Annotated in this window: 16 protein-coding genes, 2 tRNA genes and 1 pseudogene; 6 read left to right on the forward strand and 13 right to left on the reverse strand. The window is 61.1% G+C overall.

All coding sequences use genetic code 11. From position 1 onward, the window contains the following. Positions 1-198: 198 nt before the first annotated feature. Positions 199-908: pseudogene (locus SxD43FB_RS19230) on the reverse strand (response regulator transcription factor). 168 nt (positions 909-1,076) lie between these two features. Beyond that, entirely contained in the window at positions 1,077-1,613 is a 537-nt protein-coding gene (locus SxD43FB_RS19235; protein WP_255245815.1) for a hypothetical protein, read from the reverse strand. A gap of 226 nt (positions 1,614-1,839) precedes the next feature. Between SxD43FB_RS19235 and SxD43FB_RS19240 the strand changes: the two genes are divergently transcribed. Continuing rightward, the gene (locus tag SxD43FB_RS19240; RefSeq protein WP_096063572.1) at positions 1,840-2,808 is read left to right on the forward strand and encodes a magnesium and cobalt transport protein CorA; all 969 of its coding nucleotides are present in this window, start codon (positions 1,840-1,842) and stop codon (positions 2,806-2,808) included. Positions 2,809-2,936: 128 nt separating this feature from the next. Here the strand turns inward: SxD43FB_RS19240 and SxD43FB_RS19245 are convergent. From SxD43FB_RS19245 to SxD43FB_RS19265, 5 genes are all read right to left on the reverse strand, one after another. Continuing rightward, positions 2,937-3,013: transfer RNA gene (locus SxD43FB_RS19245), tRNA-Arg, on the reverse strand. A 36-nt stretch (positions 3,014-3,049) separates the two neighbouring features. Continuing rightward, complete coding sequence (locus tag SxD43FB_RS19250; protein WP_096063573.1) at positions 3,050-3,523, reverse strand: DUF1178 family protein; 474 nt, start codon at positions 3,521-3,523, stop codon at positions 3,050-3,052. After that, positions 3,520-4,350: a carbon-nitrogen hydrolase family protein gene (locus tag SxD43FB_RS19255; protein ID WP_096063592.1), complete on the reverse strand. Its 831-nt coding sequence runs from the start codon at positions 4,348-4,350 to the stop codon at positions 3,520-3,522. Before SxD43FB_RS19255 ends, SxD43FB_RS19250 begins: the two co-directional genes overlap by 4 nt. Before the next feature lie 5 nt (positions 4,351-4,355). After that, entirely contained in the window at positions 4,356-4,613 is a 258-nt protein-coding gene (grxC, locus tag SxD43FB_RS19260; RefSeq protein ID WP_037472139.1) for a glutaredoxin 3, read from the reverse strand. A gap of 50 nt (positions 4,614-4,663) precedes the next feature. After that, entirely contained in the window at positions 4,664-5,413 is a 750-nt protein-coding gene (locus SxD43FB_RS19265) for a ComF family protein (protein ID WP_096063593.1), read from the reverse strand. 40 nt (positions 5,414-5,453) lie between these two features. Here SxD43FB_RS19265 and SxD43FB_RS19270 point away from each other — a divergent pair, with 40 nt between their 5' ends. Beyond that, complete coding sequence (locus SxD43FB_RS19270; protein WP_096063574.1) at positions 5,454-6,302, forward strand: class I SAM-dependent methyltransferase; 849 nt, start codon at positions 5,454-5,456, stop codon at positions 6,300-6,302. A 13-nt stretch (positions 6,303-6,315) separates the two neighbouring features. On the opposite strand, the gene SxD43FB_RS19275 is transcribed toward SxD43FB_RS19270, so the two are convergent. Further along, complete coding sequence (locus SxD43FB_RS19275; RefSeq protein ID WP_096063575.1) at positions 6,316-7,062, reverse strand: HAD-IIB family hydrolase; 747 nt, start codon at positions 7,060-7,062, stop codon at positions 6,316-6,318. A gap of 353 nt (positions 7,063-7,415) precedes the next feature. On the opposite strand from SxD43FB_RS19275, the gene SxD43FB_RS19280 reads away from it, so the two are divergent. The 4 genes from SxD43FB_RS19280 (at position 7,416) to SxD43FB_RS19295 (ending at position 12,064) form a co-directional block, all read left to right on the forward strand. Further along, complete coding sequence (locus SxD43FB_RS19280) at positions 7,416-8,114, forward strand: hypothetical protein (RefSeq protein WP_176482850.1); 699 nt, start codon at positions 7,416-7,418, stop codon at positions 8,112-8,114. 258 nt (positions 8,115-8,372) lie between these two features. After that, on the forward strand, positions 8,373-9,443 hold the full coding sequence (rfbB, locus tag SxD43FB_RS19285; protein ID WP_096063577.1) for a dTDP-glucose 4,6-dehydratase: 1,071 nt from the start codon (positions 8,373-8,375) through the stop codon (positions 9,441-9,443). Between the two features lie 66 nt (positions 9,444-9,509). Continuing rightward, positions 9,510-11,861, forward strand: coding sequence for a glycosyltransferase (locus SxD43FB_RS19290; protein WP_096063578.1), 2,352 nt, complete (start codon positions 9,510-9,512; stop codon positions 11,859-11,861). A gap of 129 nt (positions 11,862-11,990) precedes the next feature. Further along, positions 11,991-12,064, forward strand: a tRNA-Gln gene (locus SxD43FB_RS19295). 50 nt (positions 12,065-12,114) lie between these two features. Here the strand turns inward: SxD43FB_RS19295 and SxD43FB_RS19300 are convergent. Genes SxD43FB_RS19300 through SxD43FB_RS19320 form a run of 5 tightly spaced genes read right to left on the reverse strand, consistent with a single transcriptional unit; the run spans position 12,115 to position 17,373 of the window. Continuing rightward, positions 12,115-13,398: a capsular biosynthesis protein gene (locus SxD43FB_RS19300; protein ID WP_096063579.1), complete on the reverse strand. Its 1,284-nt coding sequence runs from the start codon at positions 13,396-13,398 to the stop codon at positions 12,115-12,117. Beyond that, complete coding sequence (locus SxD43FB_RS19305) at positions 13,391-14,905, reverse strand: beta-3-deoxy-D-manno-oct-2-ulosonic acid transferase (RefSeq protein WP_096063580.1); 1,515 nt, start codon at positions 14,903-14,905, stop codon at positions 13,391-13,393. Before SxD43FB_RS19305 ends, SxD43FB_RS19300 begins: the two co-directional genes overlap by 8 nt. A gap of 52 nt (positions 14,906-14,957) precedes the next feature. After that, a complete protein-coding gene (locus SxD43FB_RS19310; protein WP_037477285.1) occupies positions 14,958-16,253 on the reverse strand; it encodes a glycosyltransferase family 1 protein in 1,296 nt (431 codons plus the stop codon). Positions 16,254-16,286: 33 nt separating this feature from the next. Then, positions 16,287-16,727: an HIT family protein gene (locus tag SxD43FB_RS19315; protein WP_096063581.1), complete on the reverse strand. Its 441-nt coding sequence runs from the start codon at positions 16,725-16,727 to the stop codon at positions 16,287-16,289. Positions 16,728-16,737: 10 nt separating this feature from the next. Further along, positions 16,738-17,373 (reverse strand): CoA transferase subunit B, encoded by a 636-nt coding sequence (locus SxD43FB_RS19320; protein ID WP_096063582.1) that lies wholly within the window; start codon positions 17,371-17,373, stop codon positions 16,738-16,740.

Here is a 17,373-nt window from a genome sequence, read left to right on the forward strand (position 1 = left end):
CAGCGCCGCATTATACGCGCTCCAGTTTGTCGTGCGATACTTTGGTGAGGCTGGCTTGGGCATAGCCGCCCCCTAAAGCACTCGATTCACCTGAGGAATCCCCCAGGCGCAATTTCGCAACAAAGCCGTCTGGATGGCAAAATCGTTACGGGGTGATCGCCATTGCGAAAAACCAGCAATTCCGGGCGTTTTGGTGGGTCAGCGTCGCTCCACCGCCGCGCTGAACATATAGCCTGCGCGTCTTACGGTAACAATTGGGGCAGGTTCATTGCCCCATTGCAGCTTTCGACGCAAACGGCTGACCAGCACGTCGATGCTGCGATCGGACGATGGCGCATCGCGCACACCTGCCAACTCCATCAGTCGCGCGCGCGTGAGCACGATTTGCGGATGATCGAGCAATACGCCGAGCAAGGCGAACTCGGCCGCCGTCAGACCAACAGTTGCGCCCGCCGGATCAGCCAGCGTCCGGCGCGAAAAATCTACGGTCCATCCGTCGAAGAACGCCATGGATTGGCGCGGCAGGCCGATCGCGCGCTCGCCCCGCCCCCGCCGCAGGACGGCACGCAGGCGCGCCGCCAGTTCACGCGCGGAATAGGGTTTGTTGATATAGTCGTCCGCGCCAAGCTCCAATGCGACGACGCGATCGACCTCCGAACTATTGGCACCCACCAGGATCACCGGCACCTCGCTCCGCGCACGCACGTCTCGGCACAAGTCCATGCCATCCGCGCCGCGAAGCGCGGCGTCCAGCACTATGACGCCAACGGGCATGGTAGCCAGCGCCTGAAAATCTGGGCAGCACCACCGCTTGGCACAACTCTAAAGCCGGTTTCCTCCAGATGCGTGCGGACCGCTTGCTGCTGCGCGGCTTCCGTTTCCGTCACCAGAATGAGCGGCGGAGTCATGCCCAACGATCGTGCCATCCACACTTGCCTCGATCGCCGATCATGCGCGTACCTCCAGAAACAGACAGACGCCCGCAATGCGCCCACAACGCACCCGGACTTAGATCGCCTGAATGTCTCTGAAATTTGCCGAACGTTACAAATTATTGCGCAGGCGACACAGCAGCGTCAAACCGACGATAATTCCGGCATTTTCGTCCCAATCTGCGGTGGTGCAGAGGTGGGAAGATGCGCCAGCATGGTGGCGAGCCACAAGGCATCGGTGCCCGCGCGATGGCGTGTGGGGCATCGGCGGTCGGCGATCGCTACGGCCTCACGGACTTGCGCATCGTCGGCATGCCGTTCCGCAACAATCGCAGAAACATGCTCGATCAGGAACGGCGTGGGTCGACCCGCAGCGGTGGCGAGCGTGTCCAGCCATTGTTGATCGATGCGGCTGTCGGCCACCACGCGCCGACCGATCGCGGCATCGCTCAGCAATGCCCATACCGCATCAACATCCAATCCTTTTTGCACGAGCGTCGATCGATCAAGACCGTGCAAGGCCTGCGCCTCCTGCGTCCAGCCCCAGTCTTCCCAATCCTGATGCGGCCGTATCAACCAACTGCACGACCAGCCTTCCACCGCAATACCGACCTCGATCGGGAAGGACCGACCATGGCGCGGGAGGCAGGATGCCTCGAAATCAATGGTCAGGATAGACACGGATGTAGCTCCACTGTGCGCGTGACCCGGTTTATCCCGGCCTGGGTGCCCGCATCGATACATCCCTTTCGCGCTCGACTGTGTCAGAGCGAAGTCAGCTTACGATGGTTCCCGATAAAATTGCGCCGGGCGAGGCTGGCGAGCGACGAACGGATGGGCGTGCCTGGAGGACGCGGGAAAGGCCATCTGCTAATCGGCATGTCCGACTCCACATGCAGGATCACTCATGACCGTCATCGCCGCCTATCTCTATCGCAATGGCCGCCGCGTCAGGCCGGTGACGATCGACGAGCGGATCGACTGCGCGCATGACAAATCCGAATTCGTCTGGATCGGCATGGCTGAACCGACGATCGCAGAAATGGAGACCCTCCGGCGCAGCTATGACCTGCACCCGCTGGCGATCGAAGATGCCATCAAGGCCAATCAATTGCCCAAGGTCGACATTTATGGCGACCAATTGTTCGTCGTGGCACGCACGGCCCATGTCGAAGAGGGCAGCATTTGCTATGGCGAGACCGCGATCTTCGTCGGCCACAGCCATATCATCAGCGTGCGTCATGGATCGGCCCGCGCCCATCGCGCCCTGCGGCAGGAATTGGAAGCCGTGCCGGATCGATTGGCGCAAGGCGTGGACTATGTGCTGCATGCCGTCCTCGATTTCATCGTCGATGGCTATCTGCCGGTCATCGAGGGCGTGGAGGACGAAGTGCTGGCGATGGAGCAACAGACCGTCGATCAGTTCCTGGGGCGGGAAGACATCACCCGGATATTCAATCTGCGCAGGCAGGTGATGCGCTTCCAGCGTATCCTGACGCCCATGCATGAAGTCGCCAACAAGTTCGTCAAACTGGACCTGCCGTGCATCGATGCGGATACGCGACCCTATTTCAGCGACGTGCGCGATCATGTCCGCCGGGTCCAGACCATGGTCGATGATCTGCGCGAGATATTGATGTCCGTGTTCGAATTCAGCAATCTGCTCGAACAGCAGCGGACCGGCGCGATCACTCGGCAACTTGCCGCCTGGGCCGCGATTCTGGCGGTGCCAACCGCGATCGCGGGCATATATGGCATGAATTTCGACAATATGCCCGAACTGCGGACGCGCTACGGCTATTTCGTCGTGTTGGGCGTGATCACAATCATCTGTAGCCTACTCTATGCCCGCTTCCGCAAGCTCAAATGGCTGTAGGTAGATGGTGCACCCGGTAAGAGCGATTTCGAACCCGCTAGGGTTCGCAAGGCCGAACGGCCGCCCGAGCTTATGCGAGGATAGCCAAGCGGGCGGATGCCCGCGCCGGCGCTTGAGGCTAAAAAAGATGGTGCACCCGACGGGATTCGAACCCATGGCCCTTAGATTAGGAATCTAATGCTCTATCCTGCTGAGCTACGGGTGCACGCCTCGGTCGCTCTATTATGCGCGAACGGTGCGGTCAATTCTTCGCTTCGGGCGGGATAACCGGGAAAGGTAACGGCGCGACTTCAACCCCCTCGGCGATGAGCGCCTTAGCCTCCTGCGGCGCGACCTCGCCATGGATGCTGGCGCGGTCCTGCTCGCCATAATGCATGGCGCGGGCCTGTTCGGCAAAGCCGCGCCCGACCCAGGTCGATCCCTCCAGCGCCTTGCTTTGCGCCTTTGCCAGTGCATCGACCAGCGCCCGCATCTTCGCCTCGTCGCCGCCATTGGCGACCACCGGGGTTGTGGCTTCTGGGCGCGGTACCACCGCGCGACTATTGCCCTTGGCCGCAACGGCCGGGGCCATCACTGCTTTCATCACGCGCGCGTCACCACAAAGCGGACACGCAATCAAACCGCGCGCCTGCTGGTCGGCATAGTCGTTGCTGGAGCCGAACCAGGCTTCGAACACATGGCCCTGCCCTTCGCATTTGAGGTCGAACACGATCATGCCAGCGTCACCTGCGTCGGGATCGGGCGGCGGTTGGCAATGGCGGGCACGCGTCCGCGCACGGCCTCGATCCGCGACAGGTCGAGATCGACAAGGGCGAGCCCAGCCGTCTCGCCCATGTCGAGCAGAACATCGCCCCACGGATCGACCACCAGGCTATGGCCATAGGTCGTCCGGCCATCCGCATGATTACCGACCTGCGCCGTCGCGATCAGGAAGCAGCCCGCTTCGATCGCGCGGGCACGCAGCAGCACATGCCAATGCGCCTGTCCCGTCGGCACGGTAAAGGCAGCCGGTGCCAGCAGGATCGTGGCCCCTGCATTGGTAAGCGCGCGATACAGGTCCGGGAAGCGCATGTCATAGCAGATCGAAAAGCCCATCCGGCCCCAGGGCGTATTGGCCGCGACCACTTGTTCCCCCGGTCCATAGACCGACGATTCGCGCCAGCTCTCGCCCGTCGCCAGATCGACATCGAACAGATGGATCTTGTCATAGGTCGCGCGGATCGCGCCTGTATCGTCGATCAGGAAACTGCGATTGGCCCAGCGCCCGTCCGTTCGCTCGTCCTTGAGCGGCAGTGAACCGATATGCACCCACAGCCCTTCGCGCGCCGCCGCCTCGCACACTGCCGCCAATACGCCATCTTCCGCCTGGCAACGCAAGGTCGCCGCCGCGCGTGCCCGGTCCCGATCGAGATAGCCCGCCATTTCGGGCGTGAAGAGCATGTCTGCCCCCTCGCCCTTGGCGCGCGCGATCATCTCCACGATCGCGGCGGCATTGGCGGCGGGGTCGATCCCGCTGGTCATCTGGAACAGCGCGGCGCGCATGTGCATCAGAGGCCGAGCAAGGCGTCGAGCTTGCCCTGTCGGTTGAGCGCCGCCATATCGTCGCTGCCGCCGATATGCGTACCGTCGATGAAGATTTGCGGCACGGTCACCCCGCCATTGCTGCGCGCCAGCATTTCCTCACGCTTGGGGCCGCCCATGCTAATGTCATATTCCTCGAACGCCACGCCCTTGTCGCGGAACAACGCCTTGGCGCGCGCGCAATAGCCGCAAAATGCCTTGGTATAGATTTCGACCTTCGCCATATGCCTGTCATACTCCTTAGCGTCCGAAATTGGGCGCGCACACCGCTTTGTCAATCCGCAGCGTCGCGCGGCAAGGCCCGTGCCCAGCACAATAGACGCACATGACTCGCCCCGCCACGATGCAAAACTCTTGCGCAGGCTCCGGCTGTCGCGCCGCTGGTGTGGACATCGTCGATGAGCAGTATGCGCCGCCCCTTCACCCCATGCCCATCCGCCAGCGCAAAAGCACCGCGCACCGTCTTCGCCCGTGTCGCCGGATTCATGCCCCGCAAGGGCTGGGTCCGACGGGTCCGCAGCAACAGATGTTTTTCCACCCGCAAGCCTGTCAGGCGACCCAGGTGATCGGCGATCAGCGCCGACTGGTTGAACCCCCGCCCCCAAAGCCGCCAGCGATGCAGCGGCACTGGAACGATCAGTGGCGGATCATCGCTACAGTCAGGCACATGCCGCACCATCTGCCGCGCAATCAGCCGCGCCAAGCCGATCCGCCGCCCATATTTGAGCCGCAGCGCGACGGTGCGCGCGACATCGCCATAGGCCAGCACCGCCCGCGCGCTGTCGAAGGGCGGCGGATCGGCGAGACACCGCGCGCACTCCGCCTCCTCCCCCATGTCATGCGGAAAGGGCAGGCCGCAGCGCGCGCAGCAGGGTTCGCCCAGCAATTCCATCCCGCCCCAGCAATCGAGGCAGAAAGCAAAATCCTCCTGCACGATCGCGCCGCAACCTGGACAACGCGGTGGCAGCGCATAATCGACCAGCGGACGGACCGCGCCCTTGAGAAGCGGCAAGACGGACATCATCTGCTTGTTCCCGCTTGCCGCCCGATGCACAAGGCCCGCCATGACCGCCCCTGACATATTCGACCGATCGCGCCGTGCCCAGGGCCGCGACCGCATGATCGCCCGCTTTGCCGATCACGACTTTCTGTATCGCGCCATGCTGGAGGAATTGCTCGACCGGCTGGCCGACGTGCAGCGCGACCTACCCGAAGCGCTGGTGATCGGCTGCCCTGACGACAGCCCGAAGGCGGCGCTGGAAGCGATGGGCAAGCGCGTCGCCTGCATCGATCCCGGCTTCCTCGCCGCGCGCGGGGCAAACGGCGTGCAGGGCGACGAAGATGCCCTGCCCTTTGCCAATGACAGTTTCGACCTCATCATCGCCTGCGGCACGCTGGACAGCGTCAACGACCTGCCCGGTGCGTTGATCCTGATCCGGCGCATCTTGCGACCCGACGGATTGATGCTCGCCGCCTTCACTGGCGCGGGCAGCCTGCCAAGGCTCAAGGCCGCATTGCTGGCGGGCGAGGGCGACCGGCCAGGCCAGCATATCCATCCCCAGATTGATGTCCGCGCGGCCGGCGATTTGCTCAGCAGAGCGGGCTTTGCCATGCCGGTCGCCGATGGCGAGACGCTCGTCGTGCGCTACGGCGACATGCTGCGGCTGATGCGCGACTTGCGCGGCATGGGCGCGGGCAACCGACTGGCAGAGCAGCCACCGCTATTGAACCGCGAAACGCTGGCAAGAGCAGGCGCGCATTTCGCGCAGGCAGCGGACGCTGACGGGCGGACGGCAGAGCAGATGGCGATCGTCTATCTGTCCGGCTGGAAACCCGACGCCAGCCAGGCCGCGCCTGCCAGACGTGGCAGCGCCACTGTGTCGCTGGCCGCCGCGCTCAAGGGCAAAGGCTAAGCTGTCGGCACGCCTATTTCTGGCACGCCACGATCGCCGCGATCACCGCCAGCGTTTCCTGCGGATCGCGCACGCGCACCGTGTCCAGCCCGATCTCCTTGGCCGGGTAATCATTGCCGCCCGGAAAGATGGCGTCGCCGATGAACAGCATCGCGTCGAGCGCGATCCCACTGGCATCGCGCAATTTCTTGAGGCCATAGCCCTTGTCCACACCTTCACGTGTGATGTCGATCGACGTCGCACCACCCATGTTGATCGACAGGCCCGGCAGGCGCTGCCGCAAATCCGCCTGGATGATCCGGCGCTTGGCGAAATCGGGATCCCATCCCTCCTTGGCGTGGATCGGTGCCTGCTGACCCAGTGCGGAGAAAGTGATCTGGCTGCCGCGATCCTCGATCCGCTCGCCCCATGTCTGTTCGGGCGCGAATCCGGTCGCCACCAGCGCCGCGTCGAACGCCGCCAGAATCGCGGTCTTCTGGGCATCGTCGAACAATTCCGCATAAACTGGCGACCAGTCGCCATCGCCATGGGTGTAGAGCTTGGTGCCGGTGGTCGGCATCAGCCATAATCGCGATCGGTCCGCGCGGGCGGGCAAGCGGCTGGCCACCTGCTTTTGAAACTGGGGCCAATCGCCGCCGGAAATCACCGCGACATGCGCCACCGCCAGCAGGTCCGCCAGCGCCTCGCCCATCTCTTCCCCCAAAGGCTGTTTGCTTTCAGCAAGGGTGCCGTCGAGGTCGAAGGCGATCAGGTCTTTCATGGGCGGATGTCCGTAGAGAGAGAATATGTGACCTGCGCCGCTACACCATCATGCCGCCCGCCATCAACCGCGCTAACCATTGACGTGCGCCGCCATATCTCGCACCCACCAGCGCCATGGACTTTTCGCATTCGCCGGACGACTTGTCGGTCATCACACCCTCCAATCGGGCATGCCGCGAAGAGATATTAACCACGGCTGCGTGAGGGCAAAGACCCACCCATTCTGTACGTCACACATGATCTTCAGGAAGCCGAACAGCTGGCAGATCTGATCGTGAAAATGCCCGCGGGCTGCCGCATTTCCCCATTTTACGGTCGACAGTCTGGCGATTGACCGCCATTGCAAAGACGATGCAACCGCCAGAAAATGACCCCTCCAACAGCTTGGCTTTCGTGCCGGATCCGTCCGGCGCGACGGATAATCCGCTGTCGGCCGCCGCGATGGACAAACGCCTGGCGATGCTCGAACATATGATGGCCGATAGCATCAACAGGCTCGATCGGGTGCAGCATCTGGTCGAACTGTTGCTCAACGAAGCCCATGCGCGGCGTCGCGCGGACGGTGCGCCCGCAGATGGGAAGACTCACTGGTCGGATGCGGGCTTTCCTATCATCCCTCGCAACTTGCCAGTGGATTTCGGAACCCTGCGCGACAATGAGGCTGTCAATCCGGACGATTTTCTCGCCAGCGGATGGTATGCCCGTGAGGCTTGGGGCGTGTGGGGCCGTGATTCCGTACAGGCGCTCCGTTTTGCTCTGGAGGAATATCGGGGTGGGTATGCCACCGTGAACCTGGCCCTCCAATGTTTCGTAGCGCCAGGGATCGACCATCATAGTGTCGATATTCTGGCCAACGGCTATTTTCTGGGCAGCCACAAGCTGGGTGCAGCCGCCCAGAGGGTGTCATTGCGGCTACCGCCATCATGCGTCGGCGACGGCAATATCTTGCTGCAAATACAGCATGATGCACCTCAATCCCCTGCCGCAGCCGATGTCAGTGCCGACACCCGCATATTGGGCGTTGGCCTGGTCTCGCTTGATGCTGGCTGATCATATGGGCGGCGGCGGTCAAAGCTCGGCCTCTCGCCCCACCGTACCCGCATCAACATTCATAAGCGGCCATAATGGATGCCACCGTCTTCGCCGTGGCAAGGCGATACAAAAGGTCGCATCCCGATTGCAGAGCCAGACATTTTGCGGCTACTGCTCGGACGGGGCATGGGGACTCACCAGTCCTGAGCTATACGAATAGTTTAATCCGGCGCGGTTCTTCGGCGCGGGGATCTTGAGGGAGCGAAATACGGGCATATGGCCAATCTGATCATCACTGGAGGAGCCGGTTTCATCGGCGCGAATTTCGTCCGTCACTGGCGCAAAGCGTCTCCCGATGACGGGATCGTCGTCCTCGATGCGCTGACCTATGCAGGCAATCCTGCCAACATTACCGATGTGCCCGACGTCGAATTGGTCGTCGGCGACATTTGCGATACCGACCTCGTTTCCCGACTGATGGCCGATCATGATATCGACACGATCGTTCATTTCGCGGCGGAAAGCCATGTCGACCGCTCGATCACTGGCCCTGACGCGTTTGTGACGACCAATGTCATCGGCACGCATAGCCTGCTCAAGGCAGCCAAGGCCGCTTGGCTCGACAAGGGGACGGGTCGCCCCCACCGCTTCCACCATGTTTCGACCGACGAAGTCTATGGCACGTTGGAACTGGACGATCCGGCCTTCAGCGAAACCACTCCCTATGCCCCCAACTCGCCCTATTCGGCGTCAAAGGCGGGATCGGACCATCTGGTTCGGGCCTATCATCACACCTATGGGCTGGAAACGACGACCAGCAATTGTTCGAACAATTATGGTCCCTACCAGTTTCCCGAAAAGCTAATCCCGCTATTCACCATCAACGCCCTGTCGGGTAAGAATCTGCCTATCTATGGCGATGGCATGAATATCCGCGACTGGCTGCATGTCGAAGATCATTGCATCGGCATCGAACTCATTCTGCGCAAGGGCCGGATCGGCGAAACCTATAATGTCGGCGGTGGGCAGGAATTGCCTAATATCGAAGTGATTCGCGAAATCTGCCGCGGTGTGGATGCCGCTTTCGAGCGCAATCCAGGCCTTGCCACCATCTTCCCCGATGCACCCGCCGCGCAGGGTCGCCCGTCGATCGACCTGATGACCTATGTGCAGGACCGCAAGGGCCATGACCGTCGCTATGCCATCGACGAAACCAAAATTCGCAGCGAATTGGGCTACGCTCCATCGCGTGATTTCCCGCAGGGTTTTGCCGATACGCTCAACTGGTTCCTGGATAACCAGGACTGGTGGCGTCCATTGATGAACCGCGCCGCGCTCGGTGCCTGATTAAACCGGAATTTCCTTCGAATACGCCTGAACCAGGCAGAGCCAGTCAGTGACCAAGGACTATTGATGAAACTCAATCTCATCATCCCCGTTTATCGTAACGTCGAACTGGTGAAGGCCTGCTTGGAATCGCTCAGTGCGAATCTAGAGGAAATTAGCGCCTATTCTCCCAAGATTATCGTCATCAACGATTCGCCTGATGATGAAGCGGTCAATACCTATCTGGCGGACCGTCACGCAGCGGGCCTGATCGACCTGTATATCCGGAATCAGGCCAACATCGGTTTCGTCCAGAGCGTCAACAAGGGGCTGGCGATCAGCCGCAAAAATGGTGCCGGCGCGTTGCTGATCAACAGCGACACGATCACCTACAAAAATACCTTGGCCGAATGCGTTGCGGTCATGTTGTCGGATCCGCAGATCGGTTTTGTCTGTCCACGGTCCAACAACGCCGCCATCGCGACATTCCCGCAGACACCCAACAATCTGTCAGGCATCGCGACAACGCCGGAGGTTTGCCGGATCGGTTGGGAATCGGTCTATCACTACCTGCCGCGATATACCTTCGCGCCCACCGCCGTGGGATTCTACATGCTGATCTCACCACAGGTCGTGGCCAATTTCGGCTATCTCGACGAAGAATTCGGAGTCGGTTACGAGGAAGAAAACGACCTTGTCATGCGCGCCGGGAAGGTCGGCTATCGCGCCGTGCTGGCCAACCACGCCTATGCCTATCATGCCGGGTCAGCCTCCTTTTCCTTGCAAGATCTCGACCTTAAAGGCCATCAGCAAGGCAATCTAGCCAAGATAATGGCCCGCCATCCCGAATTTCTGCCGCTGGTTCAGGAATTTGAGCGGTCACCCGAATATCGCGCGATGACCCAGATCAAGAATTTGGTACCCACCGCCGATGGCAAGCTCAAGATCGCACTTCATCTCCTGAATATGGGCTGCCACCATAATGGCACCAATGAACTTATCACGAATTTTTTGCATTGGGCCGATCGGGAAGCTCAGGATGCGTTCGAAATCTACGCCATCTGCAAAAAGTCCGTCGCTCAATTCCATGGCTTCGACAAGTTGCAGAATATCAGCGTTCGCAGCGAGATAGCCCCGGTCTATGCCGCGGCCATCTTCTTTGGTCAGCCCTTCTCCATCGATGATATCAATGTGATGGAACATCTGGCTCCGGTGAATGTCTATGGCATGCTGGACATGATCGCTCTCGACTGCAGCCATTTGCGCGGCGAAAATGACGTTCAGCCACTGTGGTCCCATGTCGCCCGTAATGCGAGCGGCCTCTTCTTCATCAGCCAGTTTTCAGAAGATACGTTCCGTCACCGCTTTGTCCGCAAGGACCGGGCAGCGCGCTATACGGCGCTGTTGCCAACCCAACCTTCTGCCTATGCCAGCCGCTATGCAGGGCTCAAAATGGCGCGTGAGCATGTCCTGGTGATGGGCAACCACTTCGTTCACAAGGCCGTGGATGTTACCGGCCGGACCATTGCGCACGCCATTCCCACTATTTCCGTCGTAGTGCTGGGTAGCGATACCGATGATGTGCCGGACAACCTTACCGAGTTACACGCCGGGGTCGTTCCCGAAGACGAGATGAACGATATTTTCGTGCGTAGCAGCCTGGTCGTGCTACCCTCCTATTATGAGGGGTTCGGTCTATCTCTGATGCATGCCCTCGCCTTGGGCAAGCCGATCGTCGCGCGCGACATTCCGGCAACTCGTGAAATTCTCGCGACTTTTGCCTCGGTGGAGGGTGTATTCCTTTATGTGGACGACCGGGATCTGCCCGACCGTGTCCGCGCTGCCATCGCATTTGGCCATTCCGCTGTCGTGGAACAGGGCGGAAATAACTGGGATCAATGGTCAAAGGGCCTGTTTACATTTGTCACTGGACTGACGTCACGCGCTGACCTGTATGATCGGTTGATGGACCGGATCGAGGACGGGGATATGCTTCGCCAGTTTCTCGCCGACGAAAATAGCGAAAGGCAAGTCGTAGCGCCGCCCGTTACTGCGCACGCGCCAGTAGCGCAGCAACCGCAGGCCTGGCGCAGGCCAAGCGACAAGGCACCGCAGCGCCCTGCCAAGCAGCCACCGGTTACCCCTTCAGGTGTAAACCTAGCACCGGCAGCAACAATCGACGTCGCAGCGCTCTTGGCCCTTGATGGCAAGGCCTTTGTCGAGGCCTTTTATAGGAAGGCACTCGGTCGTCGCGCAGATCCAGCTGGGCTCACCCATCACTTGGCCCTGTTGAGCAGCGGCACGACAAAAACCGACATGCTCCGCTCCATTTTTAACTCCCCTGAATTTGCCGAACGGCGCGCGACAATCCATGTCGTTGGCGGAGAATTGCTTGATCGCCAGCCGAAACGTCGTCGGTGGCTACCGCTGAACCGTTAATGGTCGGGGCAATTTCGACCGCTACCGTTGCTCCTGAAAAAGTCGCCTGAGACCAGCGAGAAGCTCTTGACCGGAGGAAAATCACCGCCTATCTGCGGCCTCCCAAGCGGGGCTTAGCGCCGCTTCTGATGCCCGATCGTCTAAAGGTAAGACAACGGACTCTGACTCCGTTAATCGAGGTTCGAATCCTCGTCGGGCATCCAAATCTCTCTTCCGACTGACAATTACATTCTAGAAGCCGCGCGATGATGCCTCACGCGGCATCGCCGCGCACGATCTTCATCCCGCGCTGACGCCGACGCGGTTGCCGCGGGAGCGCCAGGACTTCCGATGGGTCTTTCTCCAACCGATCGACAGCATTGGCTACCAATAGTTGCAGTCCCTCCTCGCTCAGCAAGCCGCCCCGGATCAGGCAGCGATCGACAAGAACACGGCGGAAGGCGGAGTAAAGTTTCAAGTCGGGCTGACGCGGTGCCGCCCAGAAATCATCCAGGCTGCTTTGATGAACCACTCCGGGCACCTTGTAGACCGCATGGCCCAGCACCACGACAGGCTTTCCGCTGTTGAGCGCCAACGTCCCAACCGTACTATTGACAGTAACGACGCCTAGCGACTTGCTAACCACCTCGGCAATGTCCCAGTCGGGTAGATAAAATACCCGATCCGCTATCCCATAATGTTTTGCAATCCGATGCGTCAGTCGCCGCCAGGCAACCAATCCCGGATCCAGCGGATGCCGTTTCACCAAAAGAAAAACGCCTTCTGGCGCATGCTGTGCGAAGCTCTTGATCACGAAGCGCAACGCGGCGCGCATGTTGCCAAAGGGCGAATGAACCCGGATCTGATAGTCGGAATTGAGCTGGAGCGGCAGCGTGAAATAGGGCTTGTCTTTGACCGCTTCCCAAACGGCCGCCGAACGCTGAATTTCGCTCTGCCGCGTCAGTAGCTTGTAGCACCAGGCAACGGATTCGAGCAGGAAACTGTGCGGACGATGGGTCTGATAATAGGGAAAATAGGGCCGCATCCAGGCCGATGCCATGCCGTTCCGCATGGTGTTGCGCGCGCGCGCTCGAAAAGTCGACGGCACCGGTGGCAAGTCGCCATCATATGGTGACAGTTGTTCGGCCTGATCAAGATACCATTGCGGATCGAGCGGCAGGGTGGAGTTGCCGTTCACCCCATCATCCTGCAAAGTCAGGAAGTCAGGGCGGATATAGCCCTCCTCCATGACATGGACACGCAAGCCCCGCAGCCGCGCCATGCCATGCGCGGACGCATGGTAGGGGCGGCAATCCCCATAGAGGATCAGGTCGGTGACGCCATGATTGACGACGAAATCATCGAAGAATAACGGCCAGTTGCGGAACGTGCCGCGATAGTCCGTGGCGTCCCCAGGCCAGTCGATCTTGTCACCACCATTGATATTGATCCGCAGGGCATAATGCCCTCGCGCCCGAAGGGCATCCGCCAGCATTGCGAAATAGGGGCCGTGAGGCCCTTGCAGAAAGAGAAAGGTCTTGGTTGGCACGTCAGCCATGAAGATACTCAGCCGTCAAAGTCATAAACCGTCGTAACTTTCCCTGCATGGACCGCAACCGGATCAGCCATGTCGTCGGTGGCACAACGCCATTTGCCAGGCGATCCGTCATTACTTCAGGGCCGCAGGGCAACCGGGTTACCGGGTCCAGATACCGTGGATAGAGAATGAGGGCGGCGGCGACAAGTTCGTCCAGCAACAATTGCCGCCCACGCCGGGCAACTGGGGCTGCAAGGTCGCGCGTCAGACCCCAACCTGCGTAGAAAGGCATACCATGAACCGTCACGCGACATCCCCGCATCAGAGCTTCGAACCCGGTCAGCGAAGACAAGACATGGAGCTCATCGACCGCTTGCACCAGAGCCATGAGCGGCGAGCCACGGTCAATCGCATCCGCATATGTCAGCACGGCCGCATCGGCCAGATGTCCTTTGCGATGCCCCGCCTCCACATCGGGGTGGGGGCGATAGATGATCCAGGCATCGGGCTCGGCGCGTCGCACCCGGCCAAGAAAATCGAGATTACCGACGACCCCTGCCCCGCCAAGTTGTACCGACAAGTCATCATCGACCTGCCCGATTGCCAGTACCGTGCGGCGTCCGGTGGGTAAATCAGGCAACCGCCCCGTATCCTGCCCATATTTGGTGACCCCGCTGGCGCATATACGCGCGCGCAGGCGGGCGGCACGCTCGACAAGAGCGGGAGAGAAATCCTGCGTCGCCAACAACGTTTCCAAGTCATTGGCGGCCAGCGCATTATAATAGATGCCGCTGCGGTCCACGACGATCGATCCCGGCGGATGCAGCGCCGCACCCAGCCCGCGTGAGCGCAGGAAGCCATCCTCCACCCGCACGAGTTGCACGCCCTGCGCCTGCGCGTCCGCCACCAGCGTCGATGGCACCCGCGAAGGCCAGATGGCCAGCGCACCGCGCCCATAACGGGCACGACGCAACCCCTGCGCTGCAGACAGGAACGGCGGTGAACGCTGTCCATCCCAAAGAAAATGGCGCATTGCCTCCCGCTTCCAGAAGGCCATGCCACAGGCGACTGCGATCCCTCGATTGCCGTCCAGATGCCGCCGCCAGTCCGCCAACTGCTCTACCGCCTGCGCCGCATCGACAGGCGCGCCACTGAAACAGTCACGGTAGCGGGCCGCGGCAATGCGCCGTTTCAGCGTCGCGCGGAGCATGGCAGGATCGATCCGCACGCCATCCGGGCCAATCACTGGCACATCCAGCAGTCCAGCAATCAGCGCCACTTCATCGTCGGCGCTCGCCTCAATGCTCTGCACTTGCGCGACCTGTGTCCAGGGGTCGTCGACACCGGCCCAGAATGCCCCACCGACGCGCGCATCTCGGATCAGGTCGAGCAAGTCGTCAGCCACCTCGCAATCACACTCGATGGCAGCCTCGCTGATCGCAGCGACCGATGGCGCAATGCCGGGAAACGGGGGCGACCGCAGAAAGGGCGGCAAAGTTAGGGGCCGGCGCGCAGCCCCTGCTGTCATATCCGAAGGCGATAGCGTCACTGTTCATCCATGCGCGGCGGCCAGTCGCAGGTCAAGAAACAGACTCTGTCACTTCTTCCAGAAGACCCGTGATAATGTCGAAATAGTCGCGCCAGGTCGGGGCACGCCACTGTGCAATACGCGCGCGCTGCGCCGCGCGTTCCGGCGAATCCTCAGCGACATAGGCACAGATTATCCGCATCCAGCCTAATCCATCGAGTGGATCGAGATAATCGGGCGCATCACCGCCCACTTCGCGATGGGCGATAATGTCGCTGCAAATGACCGGCACGCCCGCCGCCAGCGCTTCGACGACCGGCATCCCGAACCCCTCGATGAAGGACGGCATCAGCATCGCGCGGGCATGGGCGAGCAAGGCCTGCATCCGGTTGTCGGACACCTCGCCCGCTTCGATCACATGGCCACGCAACACTTCGCCGCGCTCCAGCATGTCGATGACATTTTCGTTTTCCCAGCCGCGCCGACCGATTAGCACCAGCATGGGTGCGTCATCGCCCATCGTCTCGATCAAGCGCCGCCAGATATTGAGCAGCAGCAGATGGTTTTTGCGCGGCTCGATGGTGGAGATATAAACGAAATAGGGGCGATCGGGGACGTCCTCGCGCGGGGCGCCGAATATGTCGGGCGCGTCTGCCCCGAAATGCGCGACGCGGATCGCTCTTCCTTCCAGCCCCCGCCGCATATGCGGGGCCAGCGCGTCGATCGTCGCCTGGCTATTGCCGATGATGCCATGGGCGAAGGCATCGATGGACCGCACGCGCCGCAAATGCTCCTCCGCCCCCTGCGGTCGGGCGAACTCTGGATGGCTGAGCGGGATCACGTCATGCACCAAGGTCACGAACTTCGCGCCTTCCGCGCGCAGGATCGCGCCGACCTGCTTCGGATCATCGAGATGATGCGGGGACACCTGCAGATAGATGCGCGGTCGGGTAGCACGCGGCACTGGGCGCGGCCGGGTGGCGAACATATGGCGGATCGCCGCCGCCTTGCCCTCTGCCGCATCATATAATCCAGGGTTGCGCCATTTGGCGGCGGTCGATGCCAAGAATTGCCGGACTGCGGCGCTGTTCAGCCGCCCATAATAGCCACCCGCCGGATGAACCGCTGCAAAGGACAGGCGATCGGGCATGCGCTCCAGCAATTCGCGCGCATAGACATATTCGACGCGGTCGATGCCGGTGGGTGCTGCATGAAAGGAGCGCGAGAGCAGCCGCGACAGATCGAGGATGATCTCGCTATCGCCCGCGCCGCCGGTCAGATTTGGGCTGGCACGCTTAGACCGCAGCGCGAGCCGCGCACCGGGAGCATTGAAAGGACGCAGCACCATGTCAGCGCGCGCCGATGATCGGGAGCCAGGCCATCAAAGCTGCGCGCGAATCTCGTCGGCAAGCGCGCTGAGTGCGTCCGCATCGGCCATCTGACCCTGCCCATGCGCGGCGAAGCCGACGGCCTGCCCGTCCCAGCGGGGCACGATATGGACGTGCAGGTGAAACACCGTCTGTCCGGCCGGTGCGCCATTGAACTGCGCGATATGCAGGCCGTCGGGCTTCAGCGCGGAGCGGATGGCGCGCGCGACTTTCTGCACCGTCGCCATCACCTGCGCCAGCGCCTCAGGCTCAATCTCCAGGATGTTGCGTGCCTTCGACCATTTGGAAATGACCAGCGCATGCCCCTTCGACTGCGGCTGTATGTCCAGAAAGGCGAGCGTGTCGTCATCCTCATACAGCTTGGTCGCGGGTATTTTCCCCGCGATGATCAGGGCGAATGGATTGCCCGCATCATAGGTGCCATCGAGGCTCATCGGCCGTCCCTTATTGCACGAAATGCGCGGTGGTCTTGGCGGTGATATCCTCGACCGTGACGCCGGGGGCCAGCTCGACCAGCTTGAACGGGCTGTCATGGTCGGGTCGCTGGAACACGCACAGGTCAGTGATGATCATGTCGACGACATTGCGGCCGGTCAGCGGCAGGGTGCATTCGGGAATGAATTTGGGATCGCCATTCTTGGACGTATGCTCCATCACCACGATGATCTTCTTGACGCCAGCGACCAGGTCCATGGCACCGCCCATGCCCTTGATCATCTTGCCGGGGATCATCCAGTTGGCAATGTCGCCATTTTCCGCGACTTCCATCGCGCCCAGCACGGTCAGGTCGATATGCCCGCCGCGGATCATCGCGAAACTGTCAGCGGAGGAGAAATAAGCGGTTTGCGGCAATTCGCTGATGGTCTGCTTGCCCGCGTTGATCAGGTCGGCATCCTCTTCGCCCTCGAACGGGAACGGGCCAATGCCCAACATGCCATTTTCGGACTGGAGCGTCACTTCCACGCCATCAGGGATATGGTTGGCGACCAGCGTCGGAATGCCGATGCCAAGATTGACGTAGAAGCCGTCCTTGAGTTCCTTTGCCGCGCGTGCGGCCATTTCGTCACGAGTCCAGGGCAT

The organism is Sphingobium sp. D43FB, assembly GCF_002312805.1.
Taxonomy (GTDB): Bacteria; Pseudomonadota; Alphaproteobacteria; order Sphingomonadales; family Sphingomonadaceae; genus Sphingobium.